Below are 15,077 nucleotides of genomic sequence, written 5' to 3' on the forward strand. Positions count from 1 at the left end.
CAATTTCGATCTGCACCCAGTAAAGCCGCTCGGACGGCAACTCGTCAAGGTGATGCCGAAGCCCCTGGTAGATGCCTCCGTTCCGTGGCTGCAGGCACGTCCCGCCATCGTCAACTAACCTGTGGACGTGACGGATCAGCAGCGTGTTCGACGGGGCGTCGGGCCCGACTACCTCCTGGCAGGCAGATACCGCCTGGCCGGCAAACTCGGCGGTGGAGGCATGGGCGCGGTATGGCTCGCCACCGACACACTTCTGCACCGTCAGGTGGCCGTCAAGCAGGTCACGTCCACCACTCGACTGACCCCTCAGCAGGCCGAGGAAGTACGCAACCGGGCCATGCGCGAGGGTCGCATCGCTGCCCGACTCTCCAGCCCGCACGCCATCGCGATGCACGACGTCGCTCTCGTCGACGGTGAGCCGTGGTTGGTCATGGAATACCTGTCCTCGCGCAGTCTCGCGCAGGCCCTCGGCACCACCGATTCGCTACCACCGTTCGAGGTCGCACAGATCGGCGCACAGATCGCCGATGCACTGACCGAGGCGCACGAGGCCGGAATCGTGCACCGCGACATCAAACCGGGCAACATTCTGATCGCCGATCGCGGCAAGGATCTGGGCATCGTCAAGATCAGCGACTTCGGCATCTCCCGCGCCAAGGGAGACGTCGAAGAAGCCGACGACAGTGTGATCACCGGCACCCCGGCATATTTCGCCCCCGAGGTCGCGCGCGGACAGGACCCCACCGCGTCCAGCGACGTATTCTCCCTCGGCGCAACGCTGTACACGGCCATGGAAGGCAAACCGCCGTTCGACATCGATCACGATTCGATCGCACTGCTGCACCGAGTTGCCAAGGGGCAGATCATCGCTCCCACCCGCAGCGGCGATCTCACGGGACCGTTGCTGCACATGCTCGAGCCCGATCCTGCCCGACGCCCCACCATGGCGCAGGCGCGCGACGAGATCATCGTCGCCGCGATCAGCAAGCGCGGCACCATAGCTCAACTGCGCGGGGCACCGCTGACATCTGCGGACGGTGTGGTCCCGGCATGGGCCAGGCGCTCGACACCGGTCTCCGAATCTCGCCGTCCGTCGCGGGAGTTCGGCAGAACCATCGCGGGCCTACCGGCCGTGCAACCCGGTGAGAGCCAAGCCAATCCGGTCCCGTCCACGTATTCGCCACCACCGTTCGACCTGCCGAAAAAGAAGAAGAACCCGATCGACGACGTCCTGATGCGGATCGAGGACGTCATCGGCGATCGAACGTCGATTCCGTCGACCGCAATCCTCGCAGCACTCGTGCTCGCCGTCGTGGTCGTTCTCGTTCTGGTGATCATGCTTGTGATCTGACCCTCGACACCGATCTCCGCATCGGATTTCCCCCGACCCGACAGCACCCGCAACCACGCGTCGACGATGGGGATCGGCAAGCACCCGCCATCGAAAGTCGATGTAGCCGAGAACTTTCGGGCACGTCGCCCATCGATCAGCCGAGAACCGGCATCACCAGCGTCGTCAGAGCGCCGTCGACTGCCGACCGCACCAGCATCGGCTGATCCGGCGCGGCGATATCGAGCATCAGGTCCGGCCCGACGGCCGATGCGACGGCAGCCTGCAGGACGGCCGCATCGAAGAACACCGTCGTCTCGGAACCGGTGACCCGTGCGGGGACGGCAACTCCCTCGACCGTCAGGCCGTCCGGGCCTGCGTCGATCCGCAGCGTGCCGCTGTCGAGGGGAACGAAATCTCGTTGCACCACAACCCGCGTCGCAGTCGGGGCCAGACCGTCGACGATCGTCCGCCAGTCGGGGAAGTCGCCGTCGACGAGATCCACGGTGTGCTGGACGCCTTCGGACTCGAGCATCATCGCGTCGTCGGTTGCCGTCAACGCACAGTTCCCCGACGCGGGTAGAGACCCGAGGGAGCCGACCGCTGCGATACGCGACCAGGATGCACCGGGTGAGCTCTGCGCGACGAGGCTTCGAGTGGAGAGTCGGTACCGATCCGTCGCGGTGAGCGTGACAGTGCCACCGTCCACCTCGACCAACACGCCCCGCAGCACCGGAAACTCCTCGCTCGTTCCGGCCGCCGACACGACCTGTTCCACCGCCGACGCGAAGTCGGCAGCAGATACCGTTGCTGTGCAGTACTTTTCGTCGAACAATCGGCGAATGGACACCGCGGCCTCGGCAGCTGCCCGCGCACGTGCGGCGAGCTCGTCGACGTGCCGATCCACCATCTCCACCGCTGCAGCTCCGTCGCCGTCGAGGGCGGAAGCCACCGTGTCGAGCGGCATGCCGATTTCGCGAAGTTGTCGAATGATGTTCGCCCGCTTCGCTTGTGCTTGGGTGTAGTAGCGATAGCCGGACCTGGCGTCGATGGATGCCGGCACGAGCAACCCACAGTCGTCGTAGAAGCGAAGGGCACTGGGGGTCAGCCCGCTCGCGCGAGCGAACACACCGATGGTCAGGAATTCTTGGTCCGAATCAGTCATGGGGAAATCCTGAGGCTTCGGGTAGGTCGAAGGTCAAGCGAGATCCGGTCACCTAGTCGATTCGACGCTTGTGCGCCCATCTGGTGAGCGCATTCCTGTTGGACTGCTGAGTCTTTCGGAGAACGTTCGAGGCGTGCGTCTCGACGGTCTTGACCGAGATGAACAGATCCTCGGCGATCTCACGATAGGTGTACCCGCGGGCCAACAACCGCAGCACCTCCAGTTCACGGGGCGTCAGCGAATCCAGTTCCGGATCCAGCGGGGGCTCCGGAGCGGCGCTGCGACCGGTGAACGAGTCGAGGACGAACCCGGCCAGGCGGGGGCTGAACACGGCATCTCCCCCGGCGACGCGTCGAACACCGTCGGCGAGCTCAGAGCCGGAGATCGTCTTGGTGACGTATCCCCTTGCCCCGGCACGGATGACGGCGATGACGTCCTCGGCGGCGTCGGACACACTCAGAGCGAGACACACCGGCCCCTCGGAGATACGGTTCAACACGGCCACGCCGCCGCCGTCGGGCATGTGCACGTCGAGCAACACCACGTCCGGCTTGGTCGATTCGATTCCCGAGACCGCCTCGGCGACGCCTCCCGCTTCCCCGACTACCTCGATGTCCGCCTCGCGGCCGAGTTCGGCTCGCACACCGGAACGGAACACCGCATGGTCGTCGACCAGGAAAACGCGGAAAGGTTCGGTCACGTCGGCTGCTCCTGCTGGGTGGATTCGGATGATTCGGTGGTCACGGAGGCACCGTTGCGGGGCATGAAGATTCGCACTTCGGTTCCCTTGCCGACGGTCGACCGTACCTGCACCGTGCCGCCGCGGCGCTCGATGCGTCCCCGAATGGACTTCGCCAGGCCCTGTCGATCCTCGGGTACCGCGGACTCGTCGAATCCGGTGCCGCGGTCGCGAACGAAAACACTGACCTGGTCCGGTTCGGTTTCGGCGTACAGGTCGATATTGGTCTCACCGGAGTGCTTGGCCGCGTTGACCAGTGCTTCTCGGGTTGCACCCAGCAGAGCGGTGAAACTTTCCCTGGACAGGCCAGATTCGACGTCGTCGGGCAGTAGTTGCACGTCACCGACCGTGATCGGTCTGACGGTGACACCGTGCTGATCCTCGACCTCACCGGAGATGGTCTCGAGCGCATCGGACAAGTTCGAGTTGTCGGTGTCGCCGCCGTCGAACAGCCACTTGCGTAGTTCACGCTCCTGGCCGCGCGCCAACCGCATCACCTCCTGTGGACGATCGGACTGCTTCTGGATCAGGGCCAGTGTCTGCAGCACCGAATCATGCAGGTGCGACGCGATTTCCTCGCGTTCGTCGTTGCGGATGCGCGCAGACCGCTCGGCACCGAGCGCACGCCAGGTGCGCAACCAGATGGGAACCGTCAACAGGCCGACGCCGACGAGAGTGACCACCACCGCCAGCAAGGACGAGCGCAGCGCCGCCAGATCGACGCGGGCGAGCACCACCACGGCGAGACCGAGCACGATCAACGTGGCTCCGCCGACGACCCTCGCCCAACTCAACACGGTCGGATGCTTGGGGAGCCCCAGAGCCGTTCGCGGGCCCTCGGAGTCGAACTCGCGCCACACCAGGGCAGCACCGATCACCACGACGATGACCGGCACGATGACCGAAGCAGCGGTGCCGCTGAGTAGCCAGGCGAGCCCGACGGCGAGGCCGAGACCGATGGCAGCCAACCCGAGCGCACGCTGACGTTCGGCGGCACTCGGGTGCGCAGTGTCCTCGCCCGCGGGCGTGAACATCCAGATCAGTCCGTAGGCGGCAATTCCGGCACCGGCCGACGCGGCGAGCAGTGCGAATGCGACCCGGACCTTGAACACGTCGACGCCGAGGTGGTCGGCGAGACCACCTGCGACGCCGCCGACGATGCGTCCGCCGCCGCGTCGTTGGAAGGCGGCAGGAGCGGAGCCTGCAGAAGCGACAGGGAGAACAGGAGCGGCATGGGTGACCGGCACGTCGCCGGCTTCGGAAGATGTGTTGCGGGCGGCGTCAACGGGTGGATTGTCGACAGGGTGCACGCCTCGATCCTGGCACGGACCGGGTCGGTGTCGCATCAGGGTTCGCCCTGATGTTTTCGCGCGTTCACCGACGTCCGATCACGCTCGGGGTGGATATCAGGGGTATCCCTGATGTGTTTCTCGACCGGCACCGCCACGATGATTGGCATGAGCAACGTGACCGTCTCGGATCAACTTCAGCAGATGTGGCGCACCCGTCCGCACCGCTTGCCGCAACGCGGGCATGTGGCGGGTGTTGCGGCCGGTATCGGCTACCGCTACGACGTCGACCCCGTTCTGATTCGGATCGCGTTCGTCGTCTCCACCTTGTTCGGCGGTACCGGCATCGTGCTGTATCTGGCGGGGTGGCTGGTGCTCAACCGCGCCGGTGATACGGCGTCGGGTGCGGAGTCGCTGGTCGGGCGTGGGAACAGCTCCGATTCGACGACCAAGATGGTGGTCGTGGCAGTGGCCTTGGTCATCGCGGTGTCGACCATCGGCCCGGTAGGTGTCGGACTCGGCGGTTCGGGGCTGATCTCACTGGTGGCGATGCTCGGTGGACTGTGGCTGCTGCACCAACGGTGCCCGGAGCCGCCGCCGTACATGCGGACGGCGGAGTTCTCCCGTAATCGCTACGCTCCGATGCCTTTCGGCTCGACCAGCACATCGGCCGAGCAGTGGACGGCCGCGCAGTATCGTCCGCCACAGTTCCAGCACGAGCGCTACACCCCGTACACGACCCTGCCGAAAAGCTACGTTCCGACGCCGAAGCCCATCGAGCACAACGGCATCGACGCCGACGCGCTCACCGTGAACCTGAGCAAGTCGACCGCATCCGCCGAGAAGCCGGCCGACCTGCCCACCGACCTGCCGACCGTGACTCCCCCGTCGTGGGATCCGCTCGGTGTGGCCCCGTTCGCCTGGGATCTTCCCGAACCGGCAGGCACCTTTCCGCCTGCGGCAATCGAACGCAAGCGCCGATCACGTTGGACAGCAAGCTTTCTCGGCCTGGCTCTGCTCGCTGCCGCAGTCACCGCGGCAGTCGGTTCGGCTACCGGCGGAGACTGGGCATCACCGGGCCGCGTCGGTGCCGTCGCTCTGGCAATCATCTCCGTGGGACTCGTACTGGGCGCGTTCCTACGCAAGGGCTACGGACTGCTGGTGGTCGCAGCACCATTGGCCGGCTTCGTCGTCCTGGCGTCGGCGGTCGGTCCGGTGGACCTGAACAACAGAGTGCCGGGGAATCAGACGATCGCCCCACTCACCGCCGCCGAGCTCGACCCCTCCTACGACGTCGGGGCCGGCGAGCTGAACCTCGACCTCACCGGCCTCGAACTCGCCGAAGACCACACCGTCGAGATCGATGTGGCGCTGGGCAGCGCGTCGGTCACCGTGCCCGCTTCGATGAACGTGATCGTGGAGTGCGAGGCGGCGATCGGTCAGTGCCCCACCGAGACAAGCTTCGGTCCTGGCACCACCGATACTCCGGTTCTGACGATCGTGGGCGATCTGGCACTCGGCGAACTGAAGGTGGAGAACCCGTGAAGAAGAACAAGACCGACCGCATCGGACTCGACCACGGCAGCGCCGATTCCGACACCGAGGATCACACCTCTAGCCGACGCGGCCCCTCGGCACTGTTGCTCCTCGCCGGCCTCGCTGCCATGGTCGTCTCGGTCGCAGCACTCATCGGCCGAGATGCGATCGCGGCACTGGGCGACGTCCAGTTCCGCTGGGTGTTCGTCGTCGCCGCGGTGGTCGTGGGCTTCGCGCTTCTACTGGGCCCCAGCAGAAAGAACTGACGCCGTCACTCCCACTCGATGGTGCCCGGCGGCTTGCTGGTGACGTCGAGAACGACTCGGTTGACCTCCGGAACCTCGTTGGTCACCCGAGTCGAGATCGTTTCCAGCACGTCGTACGGCAGCCTGGTCCAGTCCGCCGTCATCGCGTCCTCGCTCGACACCGGACGCAACACGATCGGGTGTCCATAGGTACGACCGTCGCCCTGCACTCCCACGCTACGCACATCGGCCAACAGCACCACCGGGCACTGCCAGATCTGCTGATCCAATCCCGCGACCGTAAGTTCTTCTCGGACAATCGAATCGGCATGACGGAGCGTGTTCAGACGGTCGCGGGTGATCTCACCGACGATGCGGATCGCCAGGCCGGGTCCGGGGAACGGCTGCCTGCCGACGATGTCCTCGGGCAATCCCAGTTCGCGTCCGACTGCACGCACCTCGTCCTTGAACAGCGCACGCAGCGGCTCGACCAGGGCGAACTGCAGATCGTCCGGCAGTCCGCCGACGTTGTGGTGACTCTTGATGTTCGCGGTACCGGACCCGCCGCCGGACTCGACGACATCCGGGTACAACGTGCCCTGCACCAGGAACTCGACGGCGTCGCCGTGCTCGGCGTTCTCGCCCAGCACCTCGGCCACAGCACCTTCGAAGCTCCGGATGAACTCGCGGCCGATGATCTTGCGCTTCTCCTCCGGGTCGGAGACGCCCTCGAGCGCGCCGAGGAAGGTGTCGACCGCATCGACCGTGACGAGCTTGGCTCCGGTCGCGGCCACGAAGTCCTGCTGCACCTGCTCACGCTCGCCGGCGCGCAGCAGTCCGTGGTCGACGAAGACACAGGTCAAACGGTCACCGATGGCCCGCTGCACCAGTGCCGCCGCCACCGCGGAGTCGACGCCGCCCGAGAGGCCACAGATGGCCTTGCCCGTGGGGCCCACCTGCTCCTGCACTGCGTCCACCAGAGCGTCGGCGATATTGGCCGCAGTCCAGTCCGGGGCGATGCCCGCCGTTTCGTGCAGGAATCGGCTGAGCACCTGCTGCCCGTGCGGGGAGTGCAGAACCTCGGGGTGATACTGCACGCCCGCCATGCGCTTGCCCTCGTTCTCGAAGGCAGCGACCGGCGCGCCTGCGCTGGTGGCCGTGACCGTGAAGCCTTCCGGGGCCGCGGTGACCGCGTCACCGTGACTCATCCAGACCGGCTGCGTTGCGGGCAGGCCGTCGTGCAGGCGACCGCCGTCCACGCTGAGCTGAGTGCGTCCGTACTCCCGCGTTCCGGTGTGTTCGACGGTTCCGCCGAGGGCCTGGGCCATGGCCTGGAATCCGTAGCAGATGCCGAACACGGGGATGCCGAGGTCGAGGAGAGCGGAGTCGAGCTCGGGCGCACCCTCGGCGTAGACGCTGGAGGGTCCACCGGAAAGCACAAGCGCGACAGGGTCCTTCGCCGCGATCTCCTCGGCCGTCGCGGTATGCGAGATCACCTCGGAGTACACGTTGGCCTCGCGCACACGGCGGGCGATCAACTGCGCGTACTGGGCGCCGAAATCGACGACGAGAACCGGGCGTGCGTGTGCGGGATCGTGTGCAGAGGAGTCGGTCACCGGGTCAGTCTAGTGGGACTGTTCCAGCACTCATGCAACACCCGAATGCTCGACGGGCATCGCCGAGGAACCCGACCGAATCTCCACGATCGGCAGTCGCAGACCGCCCGGAGCATCCACCGGGACGACCGGAGAGTTCGGGGCGATCGGATCGAGACGCTGGTACGGCAGCCCCTGTGCCGGACGGAGATCCAGCTCGCCCTTGTTCGGCCACAGTGCCGCGGAACGCTCCGCCTGCGCGCTGATGGTCAGCGACGGGTTCACTCCGAGGTTGGCCGAGACGGCAGCCCCGTCGACCACACTGAGCGTCGGGTAGCCGTGGACGCGGTGGTACGGATCGATGACGCCGTGCTCGGAGTCCGTGGCGATGGCGCAGCCGCCCAGGAAGTGGGCCGTGAGTGGGATGTTGAACAGTTCACCCCAGGTACCCCCTGCGACGCCGCCGATCTTCTTGGCGATGCGGCGGGTGGCGTCGTTGCCCTCGGGGATCCAGGTCGGGTTGGGCTCACCGTGACCCTGTTTGCTCGAGATCTTGCGGCCGAACGGCCCGCGCTTGGTGAACGTGGTGATCGAGTTGTCGAGGTTCTGCATCACCAGCGCGATGATGGTGCGCTCGCTCCAGTGCCGGACGTTGACGACGCGGACGAACTGGATCGGATGCGCGATCAGCGCGAACACGAACTTGAGCCACCGTGGGATTTTTCCGCCGCCGTCGGTCATCAGCGTCTGCAGCAAGCCCATCGCGTTCGAGCCCTTGCCGTAGCGGCACGGTTCGATGTGGGTGTTGGGGCTGGGATGGAACGAGGACGTGATCGCGACTCCGCGGGTGAGGTCCATGTTCGGATCGACCGCCAGCTTGGCCGCTCCGACGATCGACTCGGAGTTGGTGCGCGTCAGCTCCCCGAGCGTGTCCGACAGACGGGGCAGCGCACCCGTGTCCTTCATCTTGTGCAGTAGGTTCTGCGTGCCCCAGGTGCCCGCGGCGAGAACGACATTGGCTGCGCTGTAGGTCTTGCGCCCCTTGCGAAGCCGAGCGCCGGTGCGTTCGGTGTCGACGTCCCAGGTGCCGTCGGATCGCGGAACGAGACCGGTGACGGTCGTCATCGGCACGATCTCGGCTCCTGCGCGCTCGGCCAGGCCGAGGTAGTTCTTCAGCAGGGTGTTCTTGGCTCCGTGGCGGCAACCGGTCATGCACTCGCCGCACTCGATACATCCGGTGCGTTCAGGACCTGCGCCGCCGAAGTACGGGTCCGGGACGGTCTTGCCGGGCTCGTCTCCGAAGAACACGCCCACCGGGGTCTGAATGAAGGTGTCGGCAACGCCCATGTCCTCTGCAACCGACTTCATCACCTCGTCGGCGGGGGTCATGTGCGGGTTGCGCACGACGCCGAGCATGCGGGTGGCCTGGTCGTAGAACGGGGAGAGTTCACTGCTCCAGTCGGTGATGTGCGCCCACTGCTTGTCCTCGAAGAACGGTGTCTGAGGCTTGTAGAGGGTGTTCGCGTAGTTCAGCGAGCCGCCGCCGACTCCGGCACCGGCGAGGATGAGGCAGTCGCGCAGCAGGTGCACGCGCTGGATGCCGTAGAGGCCGAGCTTCGGAGCCCACAGGAAACGCTTGAGGTCCCAGCTGTTCTTCGCGAAGTCCTTGTCCTCGAAGCGCTGCCCGGCTTCCAGGATGCCGACGCGGTATCCCTTCTCCACCAGGCGCAGCGCGGTGACACTTCCGCCGAAGCCCGAACCGACGATCAAGACGTCGTAATCCGTGGCGCGAACAGCTGAACCCATGGTGACCTCCGCTACATCCGATGCTGTCGAACAGTATGCACACCCCCATGTGACTACCGCCACAAGCGATTCTAGCTGTTACGAGAGGTATCACCAACCCGGGGTCGACTTGCGTGGACGCAATGCAGCAGAAAGGGCGCGCACCCCCGTGTGAGAGGAGTACGCGCCCTGCTGGAACAGACGTCGTCAAGCCCTGACGTTCAGGCCCACCTTCTGGAATTCCTTGAGATCGGAGTATCCGGACTTCGCCATCGACCGACGCAGTCCGCCGACGAGGTTGATCGAGCCGTACGACTCACGCGACGGACCGTTGAGCACCTGATCCAGGCTCGGACGGTCCCCCGCCGACATCGGCAGCAGCGCACCGCGCGGCATGGACGGGTGCGCCGCGGCGGACGGCCAGTACCAACCTCCGCCGGGAGCCTCGGCAGCGACGGCCAGCGGAGCACCGAGAACCGCAGCATCGGCCCCGCAGGCGATGGCCTTGGCGAGTGCACCGGAGGTGGTGATGTCGCCGTCGGCGATGACGTGCACGTAGCGCCCGCCGGTTTCATCGAGATAGTCCCGACGCGCCGCGGCCGCATCGGCGATGGCGGTGGCCATCGGAACGCCGATACCGAGCACCTCACCGGTGGTCGTGCCACCTTCGACCGAACCGTAACCGACGATGACGCCTGCCGCACCGGTACGCATCAGATGCAGTGCGGTGCGGTGATCGCTCACGCCGCCGGCGATGACGGGAACGTCGAGCTCCGCGATGAAGGTCTTGAGGTTGAGCGGCTCGTCCTCGCCGTGCGCAACGTGCTCGGCGGAGATGATCGTGCCCTGGATGACCAGCAGATCCAGGCCCGATGCAACGAGGGCAGGGGTGAGCGAGCGAGCGTTCTGGGGGCTCACCCGAACCGCGACGGTCACCCCGGAGTCGCGGACCTGACCGACCGCTGCGGCCAGCAGATCCGGCCGGAGCGGTGCGGCGTGCAGTTCCTGCAGGAAGGCGATCGGCGCGTCGGGATCGAGATCGGTCTCGGCGATGTGGATCAGCTGATCGATCTTGGCCTGCACGTCCGAGTGGCGGGCCCACAGCCCTTCACCGTTGATGACCCCCAACCCACCCTGTCGACCCAGCTCGATCGCGAACTCGGGCGAAACCAGAGCATCGGTCGGATGCGCGAGGAGGGGAATGTCGAAGCGGTACGCGTCGAGCTGCCATGCCGTCGACACCTCCTTCGACGACCGGGTACGACGGGACGGCACGATGTCGATGTCGTCCAGCTGGTAGGTGCGGCGGGCTTCTCTGCCCATGCCGATTTCAACGAGGTCGCGCACGCGCGCACCTTTCTACTTCGGGAGCGAATCGAATCGGCCCAGGACAGGCCGAAGCGACTATCGGGTGGTGTAGTTCGGGGCCTCTGCGGTCATCGTGATGTCGTGGGGGTGGCTCTCCTTGAGCCCGGCCGCCGTGATCTGCACGAACTGAGCCTTCTGCAGGTCCTCGATCGAGGTGGACCCGGTGTACCCCATCGCAGCGCGCAGACCACCGGTGAGCTGGTGGATGACCTGATTCAACGGTCCGCGGTACGGGACGCGACCTTCGATGCCCTCGGGCACCAACTTGTCCTCGGCCAACACGTCGTCCTGGAAGTAGCGGTCCTTGGAGAACGACTTCGCTCCCCCGCGTCCCTGCATCGCGCCGAGCGAACCCATTCCGCGGTAGCTCTTGAACTGCTTGCCGCCCACCAGGATCAGCTCGCCCGGAGACTCGGCGGTTCCGGCCAGCAACGATCCGAGCATGGCGGTCGAGGCACCGGCAGCGAGAGCCTTGGCGATGTCACCGGAGAACTGCATACCGCCGTCGGCGATGACCGGCACACCGTGCGGCTTGCACGCGGCCACGGCTTCGAGGATGGCGGTGATCTGCGGAGCGCCGACACCTGCGACCACACGGGTGGTGCAGATCGATCCCGGTCCGACGCCCACCTTGACCGCATCCGCGCCTGCCTCGACGAGAGCGAGTGCGCCCGCGCGGGTGGCAACGTTGCCGCCGACGACCTGAACGCGGTCGCCCACCTCCGCCTTGAGCTTGCTGACCATCTCGAGCACCTGCGAATTGTGGCCGTGTGCGGTGTCGACGATGATGACGTCCACCCCGGCGTCGGTCAGCGCCATCGACCGAGCCCAGGCATCCTGCCCGACGCCCACAGCGGCACCCACCAGCAGACGACCGTCACGGTCCTTGGTGGCGTCGGGGTGCTGCTCGGTCTTGACGAAGTCCTTCACGGTGATCAGGCCGGTCAACGCACCTTTGCCGTCCACGATCGGCAGTTTCTCGATCTTGTGACGGCGCAGCAGGCCGAGCGCCGCTTCCGCAGTCACGCCCTCCTGTGCGGTGATCAACGGGGCCTTGGTCATCACGTCGGCGACGCGGCGATTCTGATCGACCTCGAATCGCATGTCGCGGTTGGTGATGATGCCGACCAGTGCGCCGGTCTCGTCGGTGACGGGAAGACCGGAGATACGGAACCGCGCACACATGGCGTCGACCTCGGCCAACGAGTCGGTGGGCTTGCAGGTGACGGGGTCGGTGACCATCCCGGCCTCCGAACGCTTGACCGTCTCGACCTGGGACGCCTGATCCTGCAGTGACAGGTTGCGGTGCAGCACGCCCATACCGCCCGCGCGGGCCATGGCGATGGCCATCCGGGCCTCGGTGACGGTGTCCATGGCCGAGCTGACCAACGGCACTCGCAAGCGGATCTCGCGGGTGATCTGGCTGGACGTATCGACCGAGCTGGGAATCAGATCCGAAGCGGCCGGCAGCAGCAGGACGTCGTCGAACGTGAGGCCGAGCATCGCGACCTTGTTTGGATCGTCGCCGCCTGTGCGGACGTGGGCTCCGGGACTACTCATGCGAATCTGGCCCTCCCTAGAGCCTGGTTGCACTTCGGCGCGGCGTGCGGCCGGTGAGAGCTCGCAGGCGCACCGCAGTGCGGGATTGGAGAACGGATGGAGTTTCGGCACTTGCACTCATCTGTTCAGCGCCGTGAACCATGGTATCGGCTAGGGCACAACCAGTGCGAATGCGTCTCGCTGTCAGTGGCCTGCGAGCCCCGAAACGACGGTCCTCGGCGTTGTCGGTGGCGGGTACGTCCGGCATGTCGCGTTCGAACGGCTGGCGCAGACCCACCAGTCCTGCGTACCGTGGAGGCGTGCGCGATCAACTGCCTCCCGGTCTACCCCCGGATCCGTTCGCCGGAGACCCAGCCGACCCGTCGGCCGCCCTCGACGCCATCGAGCCAGGCCAGCCCCTCGATCCTCAGGAGCGCCTGGCCGTCGAAGAGGATCTGGCGGACCTGGCTGTCTACGAGGCTCTCCTGGGCCACCGCGGCATCCGCGGCCTCGTCGTGTGCTGCGAGGACTGCCAGCAGGACCACTACCACGACTGGGACATGCTGCGCGCGAATCTGCTCCAGCTGCTCGTCGACGGAACCGTCCGGCCGCACGAGCCTGCCTACGACCCTGTACCCGACGCCTACGTGACCTGGGACTACTGCCGAGGTTTCGCCGACGCTTCCATGAACGACGCGTTGCACGGCGACGGATTCGACAGCTGAACCCTGACTTCCGACACGAAGAAGCCCGACACGGTGATCGTGTCGGGCTTCTTCGTTTCCGGTGAAAGATCGAGAACCTGTCAGCTGCCGCCGGATGGAACCGACATACGGTCGCGGTTCTCCGAGGAGCTGCTGCCTCCGGCGGTTGCCGTCGGCTGACCGGGCTCTTGCAGCACCGTCGGCACGACGTCGGTGGTCGTTGTCGGGCTCGGCGTCGTCGTCGTGGGCGGGACCTCGGGCGTCGTCGTTGCCGGAGCCGGAGTGCTCGGCACACCCGTGGTGTCGGGCGTGACCTGATCCACCGGTGCCGGTGGCACGAAGACCTCCGGACTGGGGACCGGAGCCGGGACGACCTCCGCAGGGAGCGGAACAGGCGCGGGCAGCGTCAGAGCCTGCAATTCCTGCAGCAGACGTTCCAGCCACTGGTCCAGCTCGGCGCGCTGACCGTCGTCGAGAACAGCGGAACTGCTGTTCGACGCGCCGTCGAGGAGTGCGCGAGCGGCAGTGGTGTCCCCCGAGGACAGGAGATTTTCCGCCTCCTGCAACTTCGACGTCGTATCGATCTGAGCGACAGTCGAATCCGCCTGCTCGGAGAAGACGACCGACTTGACGCTCCAGAGCGGATCGTCCGGTGTCGAGTTGTACGAGATGACCACCAGGCCACCCATCACGACGGCGATCGCGGCTGCGGCACCGGCGATGGGACGCAGCAGACGCATGCGTCCACCGCGGTTGGCCGAGCTCGAGCGCGCCATGTCGGCGGCGAGCTTCTCGCGTTCGACGGAGGCGACGACCACGTCGAGGGAGGGTCCGGCCGGCATCGCCGGCGTGATCACGTCTGCTCGCCAATTGGCCAACAGAAGGGCGAGTTGGTACTCGTCTGCGTCATCGGTGGCAATCGGTCCGTCGCCACTGATCGCGTCGATGAACGCATCGTCACGACGTACGGCGACGAGGTCCACAGGACCACCGTCTGCGCCGATGTCGGCATAGGGATCGTTCTGCTTCGGTCCAGTGGAGTTCACGTGCTCACCGATACGCGAGATTCCGCGACGCGGCGTCTCACCGGGGCCACCGTGACCATTGTCCCTAGCCATACATTTCACCTGCTCTCACAACTTCGTTCTTCAGTTTTGCGATAGCTCGGTGCTGAGCCACGCGGATAGCGCCTGCAGTGCTGCCGACGGCGGCTGCTGTTTCCTCGGCCGACAATCCGACGATGAGTCGGAGCACCAGAATTTCGCGGTGCTTGGCGGGCAAGGTGTCCAGCAGTGCAGTCATCTGTCGACTCGACTCGGATTCGAGAGCGCGTTGCTCCGGTCCGTGCTCCATCGACACGACATCTGGTACTTCGGCGGCCGGGTCCGATTTGTTACGCGAGGCGCTGCGATGGGCGTCGGCGACCTTGTGAGCCGCGATGCCGTACACGAATGCCATGAACGGACGACCTTGATCCTGGTATCGCGGCAAGGCGGTCATGACTGCCAAACAGACCTCCTGCGCCACGTCGTCGGCCGAAAGCTGACCGCGCTCAGCCGAACCGACCCGTGCCCGGCAGTACCGAACGACGAGTGGTCGGATGAATTCCAAGACCCGGGACAGAGCCAGTCGATCGCCTTGCGCTGCGGCAACGACGAAAGAGTCCAACTCCTCACCCGCACTGTTCATCGTCGACAAATTTCCCCGCGTTACAGGTACGCACCCGCCTGGGAGCGCTTCCACGTGGTGGTGGAACGAGACCAAGGATAGCGACACCACCCG

At 66.0% G+C, this 15,077-nt stretch carries 13 protein-coding genes; 4 read left to right on the forward strand and 9 right to left on the reverse strand.

All coding sequences use genetic code 11. The features are described from left to right. Nucleotides 1–127: 127 nt before the first annotated feature. Nucleotides 128–1,351 carry a serine/threonine-protein kinase gene (locus tag R3P95_RS04015; protein WP_231893962.1) on the forward strand — a complete coding sequence of 408 codons (1,224 nt, stop codon included), beginning with the start codon at nt 128–130 and terminating at the stop codon, nt 1,349–1,351. Nucleotides 1,352–1,487: 136 nt separating this feature from the next. Here R3P95_RS04015 and R3P95_RS04020 read toward each other — a convergent pair whose 3' ends face one another. The 3 genes from R3P95_RS04020 to R3P95_RS04030 are packed head-to-tail and all read right to left on the reverse strand — an operon-like array spanning nt 1,488 to nt 4,481. After that, nucleotides 1,488–2,495 (reverse strand): DNA polymerase III subunit beta family protein, encoded by a 1,008-nt coding sequence (locus R3P95_RS04020; protein ID WP_317547362.1) that lies wholly within the window; start codon nt 2,493–2,495, stop codon nt 1,488–1,490. 52 nt (nt 2,496–2,547) lie between these two features. Beyond that, on the reverse strand, nt 2,548–3,195 hold the full coding sequence (locus tag R3P95_RS04025) for a response regulator (protein ID WP_068051262.1): 648 nt from the start codon (nt 3,193–3,195) through the stop codon (nt 2,548–2,550). Then, on the reverse strand, nt 3,192–4,481 hold the full coding sequence (locus R3P95_RS04030) for a sensor histidine kinase (protein ID WP_394855394.1): 1,290 nt from the start codon (nt 4,479–4,481) through the stop codon (nt 3,192–3,194). The genes R3P95_RS04025 and R3P95_RS04030 overlap by 4 nt, the downstream gene beginning before the upstream one ends. 210 nt (nt 4,482–4,691) lie before the next feature. On the opposite strand from R3P95_RS04030, the gene R3P95_RS04035 reads away from it, so the two are divergent. After that, nucleotides 4,692–6,068: a PspC domain-containing protein gene (locus R3P95_RS04035; protein WP_317547364.1), complete on the forward strand. Its 1,377-nt coding sequence runs from the start codon at nt 4,692–4,694 to the stop codon at nt 6,066–6,068. Beyond that, nucleotides 6,065–6,325: a hypothetical protein gene (locus tag R3P95_RS04040; protein WP_317547365.1), complete on the forward strand. Its 261-nt coding sequence runs from the start codon at nt 6,065–6,067 to the stop codon at nt 6,323–6,325. Before R3P95_RS04035 ends, R3P95_RS04040 begins: the two co-directional genes overlap by 4 nt. Before the next feature lie 5 nt (nt 6,326–6,330). Here R3P95_RS04040 and guaA read toward each other — a convergent pair whose 3' ends face one another. From guaA to guaB, 4 genes are all read right to left on the reverse strand, one after another. Then, a complete protein-coding gene (gene guaA, locus R3P95_RS04045) occupies nt 6,331–7,920 on the reverse strand; it encodes a glutamine-hydrolyzing GMP synthase (protein ID WP_032397497.1) in 1,590 nt (529 codons plus the stop codon). Between the two features lie 30 nt (nt 7,921–7,950). Further along, nucleotides 7,951–9,705 carry a GMC family oxidoreductase gene (locus R3P95_RS04050; RefSeq protein WP_317547366.1) on the reverse strand — a complete coding sequence of 585 codons (1,755 nt, stop codon included), beginning with the start codon at nt 9,703–9,705 and terminating at the stop codon, nt 7,951–7,953. A 186-nt stretch (nt 9,706–9,891) separates the two neighbouring features. After that, nucleotides 9,892–11,031 (reverse strand): GuaB3 family IMP dehydrogenase-related protein, encoded by a 1,140-nt coding sequence (locus tag R3P95_RS04055; RefSeq protein ID WP_037188243.1) that lies wholly within the window; start codon nt 11,029–11,031, stop codon nt 9,892–9,894. A gap of 57 nt (nt 11,032–11,088) precedes the next feature. Further along, nucleotides 11,089–12,612 carry an IMP dehydrogenase gene (gene guaB, locus R3P95_RS04060; protein ID WP_188078559.1) on the reverse strand — a complete coding sequence of 508 codons (1,524 nt, stop codon included), beginning with the start codon at nt 12,610–12,612 and terminating at the stop codon, nt 11,089–11,091. A 299-nt stretch (nt 12,613–12,911) separates the two neighbouring features. Here guaB and R3P95_RS04065 point away from each other — a divergent pair, with 299 nt between their 5' ends. Next, a complete protein-coding gene (locus R3P95_RS04065) occupies nt 12,912–13,316 on the forward strand; it encodes a DUF5319 domain-containing protein (RefSeq protein WP_032378069.1) in 405 nt (134 codons plus the stop codon). Between the two features lie 80 nt (nt 13,317–13,396). Here the strand turns inward: R3P95_RS04065 and R3P95_RS04070 are convergent, their stop codons facing one another. Next, nucleotides 13,397–14,413, reverse strand: coding sequence for an anti-sigma-D factor RsdA (locus tag R3P95_RS04070; protein ID WP_317547367.1), 1,017 nt, complete (start codon nt 14,411–14,413; stop codon nt 13,397–13,399). Then, nucleotides 14,406–14,984, reverse strand: a complete 579-nt coding sequence (locus R3P95_RS04075; RefSeq protein WP_032397500.1) for a sigma-70 family RNA polymerase sigma factor — start codon at nt 14,982–14,984, stop codon at nt 14,406–14,408. Before R3P95_RS04075 ends, R3P95_RS04070 begins: the two co-directional genes overlap by 8 nt. Nucleotides 14,985–15,077: the final 93 nt, after the last annotated feature.

Source organism: Rhodococcus cercidiphylli, assembly GCF_033042225.1.
GTDB lineage: Bacteria > Actinomycetota > Actinomycetes > Mycobacteriales > Mycobacteriaceae > Rhodococcoides.